Below are 14,877 nucleotides of genomic sequence, written 5' to 3' on the forward strand. Positions count from 1 at the left end.
CACTTATTTTCCTAGGATTTTATTGATCTCTTCACGAAGTTCTGTGTAACCGTCGAATTTTTCATAAACTGTATTGGTCGCTTCCTTAAATGGTTCGATATCCACTTCGTTGACTTCTACGCCTGCATCGATCATCTTCTGTTCGAATTCATCAAGCATGCCGATCGTATTTTCTGAAGCTTCTTCTCCCGCTTTGAACGATTCTTCAATGACGATGTCCTGATATTCTTCCGGCAGGCCATTCATCCAGTCAGCCCCAGCTACAATGCCCGTCAGCAATTGGAAGTGGCTCGTTTTCGTGATGTATTTAACGACTTCCTGAAGATTCGCTCCGTAAGTGGCCGGATGCTGCGCTTCCGCTCCATCAATAACTCCTTGTTGGATCCCCGGATAAACTTCTGAGAAGGCCATGCCTGAAGGGCTTGCTCCCATTGCAGAAATGGTTTCTGTCCAGATTTCAGCTCCCGGTGTACGCAATTTCAAGCCTTTAAGATCGGCCGGCTTTTCAATTTTCTTATTCGTCAACAGGTGGCGGTCGCCTTGGTACCAGTTGAACGAAAGCACTTTCAGGTTATGGTTTTGTGCAAGTTCTTCTTCCCAGCCTTTGAATAGATCCGATTGGACAATTTTGCTCGCTTCATCGTAGCTGTCCGCTACGTAAGGAGCAGCCAAAATACCCATTTCAGGTTCCATTTCAGCAAGACGCCCAGCATCTACGATAACTGCCACGTTCGTGCCCACTTTTGCTTGTTCCAGGATATCTTTGTCATCCCCAAGCGAACCGTTGCCGAAAATTTCGATATTCACTTTATCGTCCGTTTTTTCAGCTACGCTGTCTTTCCACTCCACCAATCCTTCATAAATCGGATCTGTTTCAGCTAAAGCGGTTCCGACTTTCAGTGTATAGACTTTGTCGTCCCCTTCGGCAGCGCTTTCACCGCCGCAAGCCCCTAGTAATAAAGCTGAAGAAATCATTAATGCTGACATAATACTGCGTTTTTTCATCCGTAAATCCCCCTTGGTTTTATTGGATAGCAAAATTTTTAAATCCGTTCATTTAAAGCGCTTACATTTGGTCCCAAAAGCTTATTGCTTAAAATATTGCTGGTATTCGCTTTTCAGTTTTTCCTGCTCAAAAAGAAGCTTTTTCAAATGTTCCTCCATGGCTTTTTCTCCCAGGTCGGCATTTTTCTCTTTAATGGCAGTAAAGATCTTTTCGTGCTGCGATAGGATCAATTCCCAATTATAGTTGGCTGCCAAGCTCAGCATCCGAATCCGGTTCAAGTGGGCATTCATCTGTTGGATCAAGGCCCAAATCCGCTCTTTTCCGCTTCCTTCAGCAATGATTTTATGAAATTCTTCATCCAGTTCAAAAAGCCGGGTAAAGTTTTTTTCAGCCACGCATTTCTTTTGCAATTGCAGATTGGCTTCCAAGTCCTTCAACTTTTCTTCCGGGAAATCTTCACAGGCCACTCGCACAGTAGCTCTTTCCAAATGTTCTCTGATAAAGCGTGCTTCTTCGACATGGTATAAATCGATTAAAGCGATTTTCGTGCCGCGCTGCGGAAAACTTCCAATAATTCTTCCTGCGCTAATTTAACAAATGCTTCCCGAACCGGCGTCCTGCTTACTTGCAGCAAATCCGAAATTTCTTTTTCAGAAATTTGTTGGCCAGGTTCGATAGCCAATGAAATGATATTTTCTCTCAATATTTCATAAACGTAGTCTTTAGTAGAAAAACTTTTGATTTTCTTAGTTGAATCGATGTTCAGCACTTAATCCCTCCTTTGCTTGGATTTCATGTTACCACATTAGCATACTTGTATGGTAGTATTTTTTCAAATTATTTTTCAATTCAGTTTCAATGACTTTTCCGATAATTTCACTCGGATTAACTAAAAACAGACCCCTTAAATGTAAGGGATCTGTTCTCATACTACATTCTCATGTATTTTCTGTTTTTAATTCTATATGCTTTTTCAATGCGCTTTCAATGAATTTTTCACAGCGGATTTTATCTATTTCTTGCGGCTGCAACTCGATTTTCAAGGTAGCCGCTAAAGCGGTCTGGACAAATAGCATATCCCGAAACCGGTTTACAGCTCCGCAGAATTCTGCGAAAAAACTGTCGCCGGTGCCAAAAACTGCCGTTACGAGATGCTTCCGCTCCAAGGTTTCAAAGGCATGGAACAAGCTGTACAGCTCTTTTGGAATCTCGCCGTTTCCCCAAGTATAGGTGCCTACTAAGACAATATCGCAACGTAAGAGTTCAGTTAAAGGGAAATCGTTGATGGCCCAAAGCTCCGTTTCTAAACCATTCGCCTGGCAGATTTCCGCGAGCATTTCTGCGCTTGCTTTTGTATTGCCGGTAATGGACGCATAGACAATGGCGATTTTCGGCTTATAATTCGTCGAATCCATTGGACTGCGACACTTTCGAGTAAGTCCGGGATTTTTGTTCAAAAAAGTCGGATTTCGTGTCATTCATCATGTCATCACCGAATACTTGTATCCACGGCATCGGATTGCTGCGTTCTTCGTAAAGATTATCGAGCCCAAGCTGCCGCAGGCGCTTGTTCGCCAAATATTCCACGTAGCCTTCGAACTCCTGAAGGTCGAGCCCTTCAATGCCTTCTAGAATATAGTGAGCCCATTCCTTTTCCAGCTGAACTGCTTTGTCAATTGCTTCATAGACATAAGCAATATTTTCATCTGTGTTCAATTCCGGGTTTTCCGTCAATAGGATCCGGATGAATTGGGCGATGAAATAAGCATGCTGCATTTCATCGCGTTGGATATAACTGATCATCGTACTGGTTTTCAGCATTTTCTGCTGGCGCGCCAAATGATAGAAGAAAGCAAAGCCGGCGTAGAAATAAATCCCTTCCAAGTTGATGGAGTTGACGCTTAGCTTGAAGAGGTTCTGGGCAGTCGGATTTTGCCGGAATTCCTCGTATGCATCCAAGATCAGCTCATTGCGCTTGCGGACGATCGGATCGCTTTTGGCTTGATTGAAGCGTTCATTTTGTTCGCTCACTGCCACCAATGAGCTGAGGATATAAGAATAGGATTCGGTATGGACCGCTTCCTGCTGAGCAATGACGGCGAATATTGCTTTGAAGCTCGAGTCGGTCACGTAGTCCATCACCTGGCTCATCGTCGGCGTCTGCAGGCTGTCGAGTGATGCTAATTGGGTATTCAACCGCAAGAATACATCCTGTTCGGTTGCAGTTAAGCTGTCCCATTGTTTGATGTCATCCTGCATATTGATTTCCTGGGCTTTCCAGAAATTCGATAGCAGCGTCTGGTAAAGATCATACATTTGCGGGTAGGCAATGTCGTTCCAATTCAATAAACCGGAAGATTGGCCATTCAGGATACCTGTCGATTTATTCGGATGTTCCGGATTAAGCAGCTTAATTTTGGATAAAGGTGCATGTATGGACATATTCGTTCCTCCTTAGCTTTGGCAAGCTTCGCATTCTTCAATTTCCGCCTGCGATGTGCTGCGTACATAATAAGTCGTTTTTAACCCCTGTGCCCAAGCTTCGACATGCATTTCCAACAAATCTTTTGCTTTGATCGTATGCGGAACATATAAATTGAAACTGATGCCTTGGTCGATATGGCGCTGGCGTGCCGCGTTTTGGCGGATGCTCCATTTTTTGGTCCAGGACATGGCGGGCTCGGCGGTAGTAATCGTACGTATTGTGGTTCAAGTCAGGTGCTGTCACTTTGAATTTGAAGTTTTTCTTTTCCTCTGCATACTCGACTGCGTACAATGGATCGATGCCGTCCGTTGAACCGCCGATTTTTGCTGTTGACGAGTTCGGCGCGACTGCCATCATCCAGCCGTTGCGGACGCCGTTCTCAGTGATTTCTTTTTGCAAATCGGTCCAGCGGCCGCTTGTGTATTGTTTGCGTTCAAAATACTCGCCTGTCTGCCATTCCGAGCCGCTGAACTCGCGGTAAGCGCCTTTTTCCTTGGCAAGTTCCATAGAAGAGCGGATCGTATGGTAGGCAATTTCTTCATATAACTTATCAGCGAACGCCACGGCTTCTTCTGATTCCCAGTGGATGCCTTCAAGTGCGAGCAAATGGTGCCATCCGAAAGTTCCACTTCCCACCGCTCTGTATTTTTTATTCGTTGCATCCGCCTGGCCGACGGAAATGGTGTTCAAGTCGATGACATTATCGAGCATGCGCATCTGGATTGGAATGAGACGCTCCAGCACTTCCGCTTTCACCGCACGCGGCAAGTTGATCGACGACAAGTTGCAGACAACGAAGTCGCCTGGTTTCCGGATCATGACCAGGTTGCCGTCTTCGTCGGTATATTCTTTTGTAATCGTTGTCGCTGACATATTTTGTGCAATTTCTGTACACAAATTACTGCAGTAGATCGACGTACGCCCTTTTCCGCGCATATGCTTGTTCGGATTTTGCCGGTTCACTTCGTCGCGATAGAACATATAAGGTGTCCCCGTTTCAAGCTGCGATACCATGATGCGCGCCATGATATCCATCGCCCGGTAAGTTTTTCGCGGCAAGAGCGGATTCGCTGCCGCTTCCTCGTATTTTTCAGTAAAATGCTTTACATCGTTTTCATCATAGAAATCTTCAAGTCCAAGTGCCGTCCCGTTTTCATCTTTCCATCCCATGACGCCTTTGACTTGATGCGGACAGAAGGTATGCCACTCGCCGATGCTCCGGCCATTCTCATCTTTTTCATTCAGCTTTTCCATAAATAGATCCGGTATCGAAACTCCCGTGAAAATGTCATGCGCTTTTCGGCGTTCATCGCCATTGTTCGTTTTCAAGTCCAGGAAGCCGTTCATAATATCTTTATGGAAGACGTCCAAGTAAATAGCGACCGCACCCTGGCGCTGTCCAAGCTGATCCACACTGACTGCTGTATCATTGACCAAGCGGATCCACGGAATCACACCGGACGAGTTGCCTTTGAATTTTTTAATGTCCGATCCGAGCGCACGGACTTTGCCGTAGTAAATGCCGATGCCGCCTCCGTCTTTGCTCAGGCGGGCAATGTCCCAGTTATTTAAGTAAATGCCGTCGAGCGAATCGTCCACCGTGTCGATAAAGCAGGAAGACAGCTGCCCGAAGCTCTTGCCAGCATTGGACAAGGTCGGTGTTGCCACTGTCATATAAAGGTTGCTCATCGCCCAATAAGCTTCTTTTACCAGATCTAGCCGTTTTTCTCGTGGTTCATTTTGCATCAAAGTCATCGCGATGACCAGGAAGCGCTCCTGCGGCAATTCGTGGATATTTCCTTCATAATCCTTCGCCACATAACGGTCTGCCAATAAAAACAGGCCGATATAATTGAACAGCAAGTCCCGCTCAGCATCGATTTCCTTGCCCAGCTCCTTGATTTCTTCCTCGGAATAGCTTTCCAGCAAGTCGCTCGAATAGATGCCGACTTCACTTAAATTCTTCACCAACTTATAGAAATCGCCGTATTTATCTTGCGGCGGATAGTTCCGGTTCTTTGCAGCTTTTTCATACAATTCTTCTAAATACAGTTCAGCCGCTACAAATGTCCAATCCGGTTCTGCCATGGAAATCCGGTTGAGTGCATATATAAGTGATTGTTCGGCCTTCGCTTCATGTCCAAGTGTTTCCAGTTTCGCGAGAAGAGGTGCAACATCCAAGTTATAAATTTTTTCCGCCCGGTGGATGGCTTTTTCAACTGTGCCTTTTTCCGAATAAACGATGGGATTCATCTCAAACCAGCTCCTTTGCAAATTCATTGATTTTCATGCGCTGCTGCTTTCGATCTTGTGCGCTTTTGAATAATTGTTTTTCTTTTTCGCTTTCTGGCACCACTGCTGGCACCGGCGTCGGTTTGCCTTTATCATCCACAGCCACCATCGTCAGGATCGCAGTTGTCGTCAAGGTTTTTTCAGTTGTTTCAATGTTTTGGCATTCCGCTTTTATGTAGACTTCCATCGAGGTCCGGCCGGTGGAAATCACCACGCCTTCCAAAAGCAGGACATTCCCGACTGTAGCGGAAGATAAAAAGTTGACCGTATCGATTGAAGCGGTCACTACTGCTTTTCCGCTATGTTTCATGGCGGTAATTGCCGCAATTTCATCAATATAGGCAAGTACCGTTCCACCGAATATCGTCCCCATATGGTTCGTGTCGGGCGGCAGCACGAGCCTTGTTTGCACCGTCCGTGAAATGCTTCCCGAAATTTGTTTTTCCATTGCAGTTCAATCCTCCATTACTTGTTTTAAAGACAAAAAACCCCGCCTTCTCTGAGAGAAGACGGGTATATAAACGCAAATAATCCAACGGAAAACAGCAGAAATCCACTGTTCCTTGCAGAGTACCTTCGTTATACCTCCCAGCTCCCGGAGAAGATCATAAACTTATAACGAGGCAGGTCTCCTGGCTTGTGCTTCCTCCTACACTACGGCCTTCCCATCCATTGGACAGTGGTTTTCCATAGTTCGTCAGCACTTACAGTTGCGGGTACAGCTCCGGTTTTCACGGATTCCCTATTAAGCCTTTTCAGGCACCATCATTATCGGCGACACTATATATAGTGTTCAAAAATAAATATAAACACTAATTATTGTATTTATTTACTATAATCCAGCTTTGTGGATTTTACAAGCGATTACAGGTAAACGACAAAAATCAAGGCCGCAAGTACGATTCGATAAATCGCAAATGGCATCAATTTGATTTTATCAATCAATTTCAAGAAGAATTTAACAACAACTAAAGCTACCACAAAAGCACTGATGAATCCGACCACAAAAAATGGAAGTGCCTCCACCGTAATATACTGCCAGTTTTTCAATAACGACAAGCCGCTTGCTCCAAGCATGATCGGCACTGCCATGATAAAGGTAAAATCGGCTGCTGATTTGTGGCTCATTTTCAAAAGAACCCCGCCGGCTATGGTCGATCCTGAACGGGAGAAACCTGGCCATAAACCAAGACATTGGAAAAGCCCCATGCCAAGCGCTTGTTTATAAGTCATCTGGTCAACCGTATCGATATGCGGTTTCTTTTTGGTAAAGTAATCCGCAATTAGCATAAGCACTGCACCCAGCACTAAGCCGATAATAACGGTCTCAACCGAAAAAAGGTATTCATCTATGTAATCTTCGAAAGCCAAACCAAGCACTCCGGCCGGGATTAACCCGACAATTACTTTCGTCAAACTCAAACGCTGCTTTTTCTCAGCCGTTTTGCTTCTATCTAAACCAAGCAAGTCTTTGAAACGGTCTCTAAAGATGATCACGACCGCTAAAATGGAACCTAACTGAATGACGACTTTAAACGTATTCGCCACCGGTTCACTGAACAGCTCTTTTGAATTCAGCCAGATGTCATCAACGATGATCATATGCCCTGTTGAAGAAACTGGCGCAAACTCTGTTAAACCTTCCACAATTCCCAGTACAATCGCAACAAAAATTTCCCACAAATCCATTCTGTTCTTTCTCCTTAAAATCGTTCATATTGTCCGATTCGTTTTATTTTATCTAATTTCTCTTCCATGTCGTGAGCAGCTAAAAAAGAAGTCTTTTTCATTTAACTCGACACTGGCCTTTAAAGTCAAGCTGCTCTGAATCCTTAATTCACTTGTTTCGGTAATTTCCTATTGAAAGATGCAGAAACTCTATTTATCATACACCTTTTTCCTTTTCTTGTTGCATTTAATCCTTAAAATCCTTTCAAATACATAAGCAGTCAGCTTCGATACATTTTTTCGCAATAATTAATTTCTGAATCCTTTTTCTTTTTGTTTCATGAACAAAAGACTTTCATTAATTAAAAATGGTGGTATGATAATTAATTGTGATTTCAATATATCAATAGCCTTAGATTAGCAGTTTACTATCAAAAGTGGAGATGTACGATGAAACAAATTACAGGATATTCCTTTCACTATGGCTGGGTGATTATCGCGCTTGCTGCGCTGTCCCAGTTTTTTTCTGGTCCCGGACAAACTTATTCCAACTCGATTTTCATTGATTATTACATAGACGAATTTGGATGGAGCCGTTCAACGGTTTCCGGCATCTATTCAGCGGCCACTTTGGCTTCCGGATTTCTGCTGTTCTTTATCGGCCGTTTGATCGACCGCAATGGCTCCCGCAAAATGGCCGTCATTGTTTCCTTGGCACTTGCAGCTGCCTGTATGTTCAATAGTTTTGTCACCAGCCTTGTCATGCTCTTTATCGGTTTCTTTTTCATCCGCTTATTGGGCCAAGGATCGATGGCGCTGATTTCAAGCTCCTTGATCCCTCAATGGTTTGTGAAAAAAAGAGGCCGAGCCATCAGCATCGCAGCAATCGGCGGTTTGGTCAGTTCGGCCGCATTTCCGCTGCTGAACGTGTGGCTGATCGGTTCTTTTGGTTGGCGCGCTTCTTGGCTGATCCTCGGCGCTATCATCATTATCTGCTTTACCCCGCTGGCCTTTTTCCTGATTCAGAACAAACCGGAAGACATGGGCTTGCTGCCTGATAATGGAGACGCCAAAAAACAAGGGAAGATACAGAACGCCGCGGAAGAAATCAGCTGGACGGTGAAAGAAGCCTCCAAAACAAAAGCGTTTTGGCTTTTGCTGTTTTGTGCAGCCATTCCGGGCATCGTTAATACCGGCCTTACTTTTCATTTAGTTTCGATTTTTCAAGAAAAAGAGTTGTCTCTTGAAACAGCTGCCAGTGTTTTGAGTATCACTGCCTTGATTGGTTTACCCGTGACTTTCTTGACGGGTATGCTGCTTGAAAAAGTGAAAGTGCAATATATGCTGGCCTTGCTGTTTTTCGGAGAAATTGTTTCTCTGCTGTTGCTTCAAAACACCAGCACTTTAGGAATGGCCATTGTGTTCGGGCTTGTCTGGGGAGTCAGCATGGGTGTTGAACGGATCGTCATGGCTGTCGTCTGGCCGAATTATTTCGGACGCAAACATATCGGCAGCATCAGCGGCATCTCAATGGCGATGATCGTGGCCGGCTCAGCACTCGGCCCATTGCCGCTCGGCATCGCGTATGACCTGTTCGGCGGCTATACGGAAATTCTTTGGGGAATCTTGCTGTTCCCGCTTCTCGGCATGTTTGCCGCCTTCCTTGCGAGCCCTCCTCGTAAACAAGGTGAACAAAACGTCGAATCGTTCAAAGAAGAACTTCTTCAAAAACAGACAGAGCCTTTACTCTATGAGTAAGGGCTCTTTGCGTATAGACATTAAATTTCTCCTTACTTCCTAGCAATCACCAGAAATCGCTTTGAATTCGTCTGGATTCCTTTGTCAGTTTGATATTGCTCGATGAATTCCTGAAGGCGAGCGAAATCTCCTTCTTGTTCCCCGAAGCCTGGAATAATGGGTGTATGCATGAGAAGAAAAAGCAAATCTTCCGGGCGCTCCAAGTATTCCGCTGCATCGTATTCACGAATTTCTATGTTCGAAAACCCGGCATCTGCCAGTTCGCTTTCGCAAGCATCCCGTAATGTGCCGTCCTGCTCTCCAAACGACTGGCCGCGTCCAAATGCGGCCTTCAGATTCGCTTTATCCGCCTCACTGACTTGTTGGGTATAGAAAGTCCCGCCTTTTTTCAATACTCGCCATACTTCTTTGGCATCAAACGGGGCATGTCGGCTCGAAAGGTGATCAAAAGAACTATCCGGTAACGGCAGTGTTTCAGAAGATGCTTCCAGAAAACGCACATGTGCATAACCGGTTTTAGCCAAATTGGCCTTAGCCGTTTCAATCATGGCTTTTGACCGGTCAATCGCTGTCACGGAGGAAAAGGAAGAGGCGATTTCCAGCATTTTTTCACCGCCGCCTGTTCCAAGATCCAGTAGCGCGGCTGACCTTTCTGCATTTTCCGCCACAATCTTATAGAAGTCCCAGAGCTCTCCTTCCGTCCGACTCCGCAGACGGCTGAAATCCCAGCCATTCACTTTCCCGACCGCTTCATAAAATTGTTCTTCGTTCATTTCTCCTCCTCACTTCTGGAAGGCTGTGAAGTAAATTCATGCATCAATTCTGCCGTTGTCACGACATGCGCGAACTCTCCGTGCAAAGTTGCGAGCGAAACCGAATGGATGGTCTCCGGATCTATCCGGTTTCCGTCCGGATCTTTTAGTTCATAGGCAGCCGTCGCATCCGAGACGACATAAGTCGAGAAGCCCAAGTTTCCGCTCATCCTCGCAGTAGTAGAAATACAGTGAGGTGTAGTCAATCCTACAATCACTACTGTCGTGATTCCGTTCATGCGCAAGATTTCTTCCAGATTGGTGCCGATGAACGCACTGTTCACTTTCTTCGTGATGACCGTTTCCTTGCCTGTCGGCTGAAGGTCCTCTTTAATTTCATGGCTTTCCTTGTGGGGATAGAACAGCGATTCCGGATTGTCAGACCGGTGCTGAACGTGGAGGACGAATCCATTGTTGTTCCTCCATGCTGCCAGGATCTCAGCCATTCTCGCTTCCGCTTCCGGGTTATTTCGCTCTCCCCACGATTCATCATCAAAAGCTTGCTGCACATCGACTATCAATAATGCCGTTTTTCCTTTATCCATCCGAATCTTCCTTTCCTGAATACCATCGTCTGTAGTTATTTCTGTTTTCGAAGCGCAAACTCCTTTGAAAATAAAAAAAGCCCGGCAAGCTGCAGCAGCTCGCCAGGCAAGAATGGTTGGTTATTTCCCCAAAACTTTTTTGATGTCTTTTTCGAACGCTTCCGGCTTTTCCTGCGGCGAATAACGCGCAATCAAATTCCCTTCAGGATCCACTAGAAACTTGGTGAAATTCCATTTGATGCTTTTCGACAAGAAGCCTTTGCTGTTGGACGTCAAGTAGTTAAAAAGCGGATGCGCTTCTTTGCCATTGACTTTAACAATCCCATGCATCGGAAAAGTGACCCCGTAGCTCATGCGGCACGCTTCCTCCGCTTCTTCTGCGCTTCCAAGCTCCTGCTTGAACTGGTCCGAAGGAAAACCGAGCACCACCAAGCCGTCGTCTTTGTAAGTTGAATACAGGTTTTCCAAGCTGTCGAATTGATCGCTCAATCCGCATTTTGTCGCCGTATTGACGATGAGCATGGCCTTGCCTTTGTATTCGCTGAGAGAATAGGCATCCCCATCTGCTTTTGGAACCGTCATATCATAAATACTCATCCCACATCACTCCCGTTCTTCGCTTCGTTTCGCTTTTATAAATCCATTCCACTGAAGAAGGCATTCAATTCTTTTAAATTCTTCATCAGCGTAATGGCATTCACATCCATGAAATTGCAGCTGATCAGCTTTTCTGCAACTGCCTGTTCAATCGGTTCATGTTCTGCTTTCGCTTTTTCGGTCAGTGAAATAATGTAGGCACGCTTATCTTCTTTTGACTGCTCCTTGTTCAGCCGGCCTTGTGCAATCATCCGGCTGATGATTGGATTCAACGTTCCGGTTCCAAGGCCGAGCCGCTCACCGATATCTTTTGTGAGCAGCCGGTCTTCTTCCCAGAGGACAAGCAAAACCAAGTACTGCGTGAATGTCAGATTGAACGGTTCGAGGACCCTCGCATACATTTTCGTAAAATTGCTTGAAGCTTTATAGACTTCAAAGCATAATTGCTGATCCAGTTGAGTCATTCTTTCCATTTTCATCACACCCATTTTATATTTCACCGGCACCTAAGAGCGGTTTACAGGACAACGATTTCCACGTCAATGGAATCTTTGATCGCTTTTGAATACGGGCAGTAGTCATGCGCTTTTGCCACATATTCTTCTTTTTTCTCTTGGTCGATGCCGGCAATGTCGACTTCTAACTTCGCAGCTAACTTCACGCCGCCTTTTTCTTTATCGCCAATCAGGTAAATTGTAGCTTTGACTTCGCTTTTCTCAACTTCCACTTTATCTTTTTCTAGTACTAATTCTAAGGCACTGTTAAAGCAAGCGCTATAGCCTGCAGCAAATAATTGTTCGGGATTCGTAGCAGTTGTCGCTTCTCCTCCAAGTGCTTTCGGTTTCGCTACATCCATGAAGAAGATATTGTCTTCCGAATATACTTCCCCTTGTCTTCCGCCAGTGTTGATGATTGTTGTTTCATAAAGTGCTTTCATCATTCATCCCTCCAACATTTTATATCTTACACGATCTATATTAAACTGCATCGCGCACGATGTAAACGAATCTGCTCATGCCGCTTTTATTTTCCACAAAAAAACTGCCTTTAAAGGGCAGCTTCATCATTCTTGTATTTAGCCGTCGATCCATTCAGGCGGCTCGTTGTTAGCCGATTGATCAGATTTTGATCCATCAGATTTTTTGTTGGCTTTGCTCGTATACGGCTTAAAGCTTTTCGCTTTGTTGGCGCCGGTTTTCCAGCGGTTCCAGCCTTTTTTTCCGGTCCCTTGGCCTACGCCGCTTTTGGCTTTCGCTTTTTTAGTCATGTTATCACTCCGTTACTTTCTGGGAATCCTCTTATCATAACAGGTTTTTGCCATTTTCACATCTTTCTTAAAAATATGGACGAGCTTCCTGTTACAATAAGGTCTTTTCCCAACCCTCCTGCATCTTCTTCAATTCTTTCAGAAGAACCGGTTTACTGAAATAGAAGCCTTGCAGGTAAGAGCCATTTTTTGCGGAAACAAAATCGCGCTGCTCTTCCGTTTCGATTCCTTCCGTCACCAATTGAATATTCAAGTCATACAAGGTGCTGTAAATTCCTTTCAGCAAAGCCGTGTCTTTTTCGCTGGCAGGCACTTGCCGAAGGAAACTGCGGTCGATTTTCACGATATCGACATCCAGTTCCAGGAGATGGTACAGCGAGGAAGTCCCGACGCCGAAATCATCCAAGGCCACTTGGATATTTCGCAGCTTCAACTCATTGATGAAAGCCACGATTTCTTCATGTTCTGCTACCGTATCACTTTCCGTGATTTCGATTTGCAGCTGATGCGCCGGAAAATCGTTTTCTTCCAGGACGTCGTCAATCAGTTCAATCAATTCGCCTTTAAATCTCAGCTGAGCTTTTGAAACGTTGATCGCCAGTGAAAGCGCCTGTCCATTTTCTTCGTTCCATTTTTGGATATCCTTTACCGCATTGCGAATGACCCAATCGCCGATGTCTTTCATCATTCCCGTTTCTTCTGCCAGCGGAATGAAACGCAAAGGCGCAATCAGTCCTTCTTTCGGGTGATTCCAGCGGATGAGCGCTTCTACAGCTTGGATGCGCTCACCTTTATTGTCCATAATCGGCTGGTACTCCAAGAAAAACTCATTATTTTCAACGGCATCCACTAAGTCGTTTTTAAGATTCAGCAAATATTTGTAGAGATGCTTGTCTGTGATGTCTTCGTAGAAAACGTAATTGTTTTTGCCATTCTTTTTTGCTGCGTACATTGCGACATCCGCGTATTGCAGCAAGTCGTCTAGAGTTCTGGCGTTCGCCGGATAAAAGCTGATTCCGATGCTTGCCGAAATGCTGGTGGTCACTTTGCCCAGATTGAACACTTTTTGGATTGCTGCCATCACTTCTGTAATTTCACCGGTCAATTTTGTCTTTTCGGCAGTATCTGAAATTAAAATGAATTCATCGCCGCCGATGCGGTACAAGCGGCTTCCTTTCCGCAAAGACTTGGCATTCAGCCGCCGGCCAATCTGTTTCAATACTTCATCGCCGCTATTATGGCCATATAAATCGTTGATCCGCTTGAAACCATCCAAGTCAAAAAACAGAACGGAAAAAGATGCCTGTTCTTTTTCGATGCGCTTTAAGAAATCTTTATACAAGCTGAATCGGTTTGGAAGGCCGGTCAATTGGTCAAAAAAGGCCAGCTTTGATACATCCGCATGGGCTTTTTCCAAACTGCTCAGCATGTTTTGAATCGAATTTTCCAGATCAGTTATTTCATCTTCGACATTTCTGGAATTTTCGACTTCCAAAGATTGTGCTTTATCGAAATCCACATCTTTTAGTTGCACGGAAAGATGCGAAATCCGTGATAAGACCAGCATGTCCATTAAATAGTAGACAAGGATGACCAAAATAATGGTAGCGATAGCCAACGCCAGGAAAAGGCCATTCATGCTGCTCAACTTCTGCTGGTAATACTTCCGCTCTTTCTTCAATTCAAGCGTCAAACCGTCACTAACCGCAAGCAAGCTGCTCAATGTCTTTTCATCCAGTTCCTGAATTTTCAGATCTCCTGCTTCTTTATTGACTACTTGCACATCCAGCGCCAATGTATTGCGCATCGTATAAAAAAAGATTCGTTCAGGAAAATACCTGAAGCCAGATGGCCTGCCGACGGGCCTTGGCCTTCGCTTTTCAGAATTTCATCCACTGCAACCATCACCGATCCAAAACTGGAATCTTCTATGATCACTAGCCCGTTTCCATTTTCAGCTTCTTCGATGATTTCCGGAACCTGCTGCAAGCTGCGAGCCAAATCCAACTCCGTGCCATCTGCTAAGTCGTAGCCATTCGCATAGATGACCTCGTCTTTTGTATTGATGAAAACCATTAAATTAATGGCACTGTTTTCAAATGTTTCTGGAATTAGATTGGAACCAATATACGCTTCGCTGCGATTTTGCATAAAGGCGTAGGAATCGTCCCATACCGCCCAATCGCGGTTAAAACGCTGCAAATCCATCTTTTCCGACTCGATGTAGCTTTCCACACGTTTCCGGTCGGTTTCCAAGGATTCCTCATCCATCAACTTGGCGTCGTTCAATATGACGGGCCGCATGAAAAGGAAGAGTAAAATGATAAATGCTGCCATTGTAATGCCGATAAGTCCCGCAGTCTTCATCTTTAGTGTCATATCGTCTCTCCCAAATCTTCATGATGTTTTGAAGCCGTTTTTACGAAAACGGCTTTTCTTTTACTATC

16 protein-coding genes, 1 pseudogene and 1 riboswitch are annotated in these 14,877 nt (G+C 44.9%); of the genes and pseudogenes, 1 reads left to right on the plus strand and 16 read right to left on the minus strand.

What is annotated here, in order from left to right; all coding sequences use genetic code 11:
- Nucleotides 1–3: 3 nt before the first annotated feature.
- The 8 genes and pseudogenes from dctP to L0M13_RS17045 form a co-directional block, all read right to left on the minus strand.
- A complete protein-coding gene (dctP, locus tag L0M13_RS17015) occupies nt 4–1,005 on the minus strand; it encodes a C4-dicarboxylate TRAP transporter substrate-binding protein (protein WP_052649796.1) in 1,002 nt (333 codons plus the stop codon).
- 81 nt (nt 1,006–1,086) lie between these two features.
- On the minus strand, nt 1,087–1,473 hold the full coding sequence (locus L0M13_RS18650; protein ID WP_311195588.1) for a GntR family transcriptional regulator: 387 nt from the start codon (nt 1,471–1,473) through the stop codon (nt 1,087–1,089).
- A 65-nt stretch (nt 1,474–1,538) separates the two neighbouring features.
- Nucleotides 1,539–1,775 (minus strand): GntR family transcriptional regulator, encoded by a 237-nt coding sequence (locus L0M13_RS18655; RefSeq protein WP_311195589.1) that lies wholly within the window; start codon nt 1,773–1,775, stop codon nt 1,539–1,541.
- 169 nt (nt 1,776–1,944) lie between these two features.
- Nucleotides 1,945–2,421 (minus strand): flavodoxin domain-containing protein, encoded by a 477-nt coding sequence (locus L0M13_RS17025; RefSeq protein WP_235197609.1) that lies wholly within the window; start codon nt 2,419–2,421, stop codon nt 1,945–1,947.
- Nucleotides 2,402–3,448 (minus strand): ribonucleotide-diphosphate reductase subunit beta, encoded by a 1,047-nt coding sequence (locus L0M13_RS17030; RefSeq protein ID WP_235197610.1) that lies wholly within the window; start codon nt 3,446–3,448, stop codon nt 2,402–2,404. The genes L0M13_RS17025 and L0M13_RS17030 overlap by 20 nt, the downstream gene beginning before the upstream one ends.
- Before the next feature lie 12 nt (nt 3,449–3,460).
- Nucleotides 3,461–5,771: pseudogene (locus L0M13_RS17035) on the minus strand (ribonucleoside-diphosphate reductase subunit alpha).
- Complete coding sequence (locus L0M13_RS17040; protein ID WP_235197611.1) at nt 5,746–6,231, minus strand: acyl-CoA thioesterase; 486 nt, start codon at nt 6,229–6,231, stop codon at nt 5,746–5,748. The pseudogene L0M13_RS17035 and the gene L0M13_RS17040 overlap by 26 nt, the downstream one beginning before the upstream one ends.
- 156 nt (nt 6,232–6,387) lie before the next feature.
- Nucleotides 6,388–6,565, minus strand: a riboswitch (cobalamin riboswitch).
- Between the two features lie 82 nt (nt 6,566–6,647).
- Complete coding sequence (locus tag L0M13_RS17045) at nt 6,648–7,472, minus strand: undecaprenyl-diphosphate phosphatase (protein ID WP_235197612.1); 825 nt, start codon at nt 7,470–7,472, stop codon at nt 6,648–6,650.
- Nucleotides 7,473–7,901: 429 nt separating this feature from the next.
- Here L0M13_RS17045 and L0M13_RS17050 point away from each other — a divergent pair, with 429 nt between their 5' ends.
- Nucleotides 7,902–9,209 carry an MFS transporter gene (locus L0M13_RS17050; RefSeq protein ID WP_235197613.1) on the plus strand — a complete coding sequence of 436 codons (1,308 nt, stop codon included), beginning with the start codon at nt 7,902–7,904 and terminating at the stop codon, nt 9,207–9,209.
- Between the two features lie 32 nt (nt 9,210–9,241).
- Here the strand turns inward: L0M13_RS17050 and L0M13_RS17055 are convergent, their stop codons facing one another.
- The 8 genes from L0M13_RS17055 to L0M13_RS17090 form a co-directional block, all read right to left on the minus strand.
- A complete protein-coding gene (locus L0M13_RS17055; RefSeq protein WP_235197614.1) occupies nt 9,242–9,982 on the minus strand; it encodes a class I SAM-dependent methyltransferase in 741 nt (246 codons plus the stop codon).
- Nucleotides 9,979–10,566: a cysteine hydrolase family protein gene (locus tag L0M13_RS17060; protein WP_235197615.1), complete on the minus strand. Its 588-nt coding sequence runs from the start codon at nt 10,564–10,566 to the stop codon at nt 9,979–9,981. The genes L0M13_RS17055 and L0M13_RS17060 overlap by 4 nt, the downstream gene beginning before the upstream one ends.
- 120 nt (nt 10,567–10,686) lie before the next feature.
- Nucleotides 10,687–11,163 carry a glutathione peroxidase gene (locus L0M13_RS17065; protein WP_235197616.1) on the minus strand — a complete coding sequence of 159 codons (477 nt, stop codon included), beginning with the start codon at nt 11,161–11,163 and terminating at the stop codon, nt 10,687–10,689.
- Nucleotides 11,164–11,198: 35 nt separating this feature from the next.
- Nucleotides 11,199–11,651 (minus strand): MarR family winged helix-turn-helix transcriptional regulator, encoded by a 453-nt coding sequence (locus L0M13_RS17070; protein ID WP_235197617.1) that lies wholly within the window; start codon nt 11,649–11,651, stop codon nt 11,199–11,201.
- Nucleotides 11,652–11,680: 29 nt separating this feature from the next.
- Nucleotides 11,681–12,103 (minus strand): organic hydroperoxide resistance protein, encoded by a 423-nt coding sequence (locus tag L0M13_RS17075; protein ID WP_235197618.1) that lies wholly within the window; start codon nt 12,101–12,103, stop codon nt 11,681–11,683.
- Nucleotides 12,104–12,238: 135 nt separating this feature from the next.
- The gene (locus L0M13_RS17080; RefSeq protein ID WP_235197619.1) at nt 12,239–12,430 is read right to left on the minus strand and encodes a DUF3934 domain-containing protein; all 192 of its coding nucleotides are present in this window, start codon (nt 12,428–12,430) and stop codon (nt 12,239–12,241) included.
- 91 nt (nt 12,431–12,521) lie between these two features.
- Complete coding sequence (locus L0M13_RS17085; protein ID WP_235197620.1) at nt 12,522–14,237, minus strand: putative bifunctional diguanylate cyclase/phosphodiesterase; 1,716 nt, start codon at nt 14,235–14,237, stop codon at nt 12,522–12,524.
- Nucleotides 14,204–14,809 carry a CHASE4 domain-containing protein gene (locus tag L0M13_RS17090; protein ID WP_235197621.1) on the minus strand — a complete coding sequence of 202 codons (606 nt, stop codon included), beginning with the start codon at nt 14,807–14,809 and terminating at the stop codon, nt 14,204–14,206. Before L0M13_RS17090 ends, L0M13_RS17085 begins: the two co-directional genes overlap by 34 nt.
- Nucleotides 14,810–14,877 lie beyond the last annotated feature (68 nt).

It is taken from the genome of Planococcus sp. 107-1, from assembly GCF_021513255.1.
GTDB lineage: Bacteria > Bacillota > Bacilli > Bacillales_A > Planococcaceae > Planococcus.

What these genes read in the sequence shown, in the direction of transcription:
- L0M13_RS17055 (WP_235197614.1), bottom strand. Translation starts at nt 9,982, where the DNA reads ATGAACGAAGAACAATTTTATGAAGCGGTCGGGAAAGTGAATGGCTGG.
- L0M13_RS17030 (WP_235197610.1), bottom strand. Translation starts at nt 3,448, where the DNA reads ATGTCCATACATGCACCTTTATCCAAAATTAAGCTGCTTAATCCGGAA.
- L0M13_RS17085 (WP_235197620.1), bottom strand. Translation starts at nt 14,237, where the DNA reads ATGCGCAATACATTGGCGCTGGATGTGCAAGTAGTCAATAAAGAAGCA.
- dctP (WP_052649796.1), bottom strand. Translation starts at nt 1,005, where the DNA reads ATGAAAAAACGCAGTATTATGTCAGCATTAATGATTTCTTCAGCTTTA.
- L0M13_RS17075 (WP_235197618.1), bottom strand. Translation starts at nt 12,103, where the DNA reads ATGATGAAAGCACTTTATGAAACAACAATCATCAACACTGGCGGAAGA.
- L0M13_RS17065 (WP_235197616.1), bottom strand. Translation starts at nt 11,163, where the DNA reads ATGAGTATTTATGATATGACGGTTCCAAAAGCAGATGGGGATGCCTAT.
- L0M13_RS17045 (WP_235197612.1), bottom strand. Translation starts at nt 7,472, where the DNA reads ATGGATTTGTGGGAAATTTTTGTTGCGATTGTACTGGGAATTGTGGAA.
- L0M13_RS17060 (WP_235197615.1), bottom strand. Translation starts at nt 10,566, where the DNA reads ATGGATAAAGGAAAAACGGCATTATTGATAGTCGATGTGCAGCAAGCT.
- L0M13_RS17070 (WP_235197617.1), bottom strand. Translation starts at nt 11,651, where the DNA reads ATGGGTGTGATGAAAATGGAAAGAATGACTCAACTGGATCAGCAATTA.
- L0M13_RS17080 (WP_235197619.1), bottom strand. Translation starts at nt 12,430, where the DNA reads ATGACTAAAAAAGCGAAAGCCAAAAGCGGCGTAGGCCAAGGGACCGGA.
- L0M13_RS17040 (WP_235197611.1), bottom strand. Translation starts at nt 6,231, where the DNA reads ATGGAAAAACAAATTTCGGGAAGCATTTCACGGACGGTGCAAACAAGG.
- L0M13_RS17050 (WP_235197613.1), top strand. Translation starts at nt 7,902, where the DNA reads ATGAAACAAATTACAGGATATTCCTTTCACTATGGCTGGGTGATTATC.
- L0M13_RS17025 (WP_235197609.1), bottom strand. Translation starts at nt 2,421, where the DNA reads ATGGATTCGACGAATTATAAGCCGAAAATCGCCATTGTCTATGCGTCC.
- L0M13_RS17090 (WP_235197621.1), bottom strand. Translation starts at nt 14,809, where the DNA reads ATGACACTAAAGATGAAGACTGCGGGACTTATCGGCATTACAATGGCA.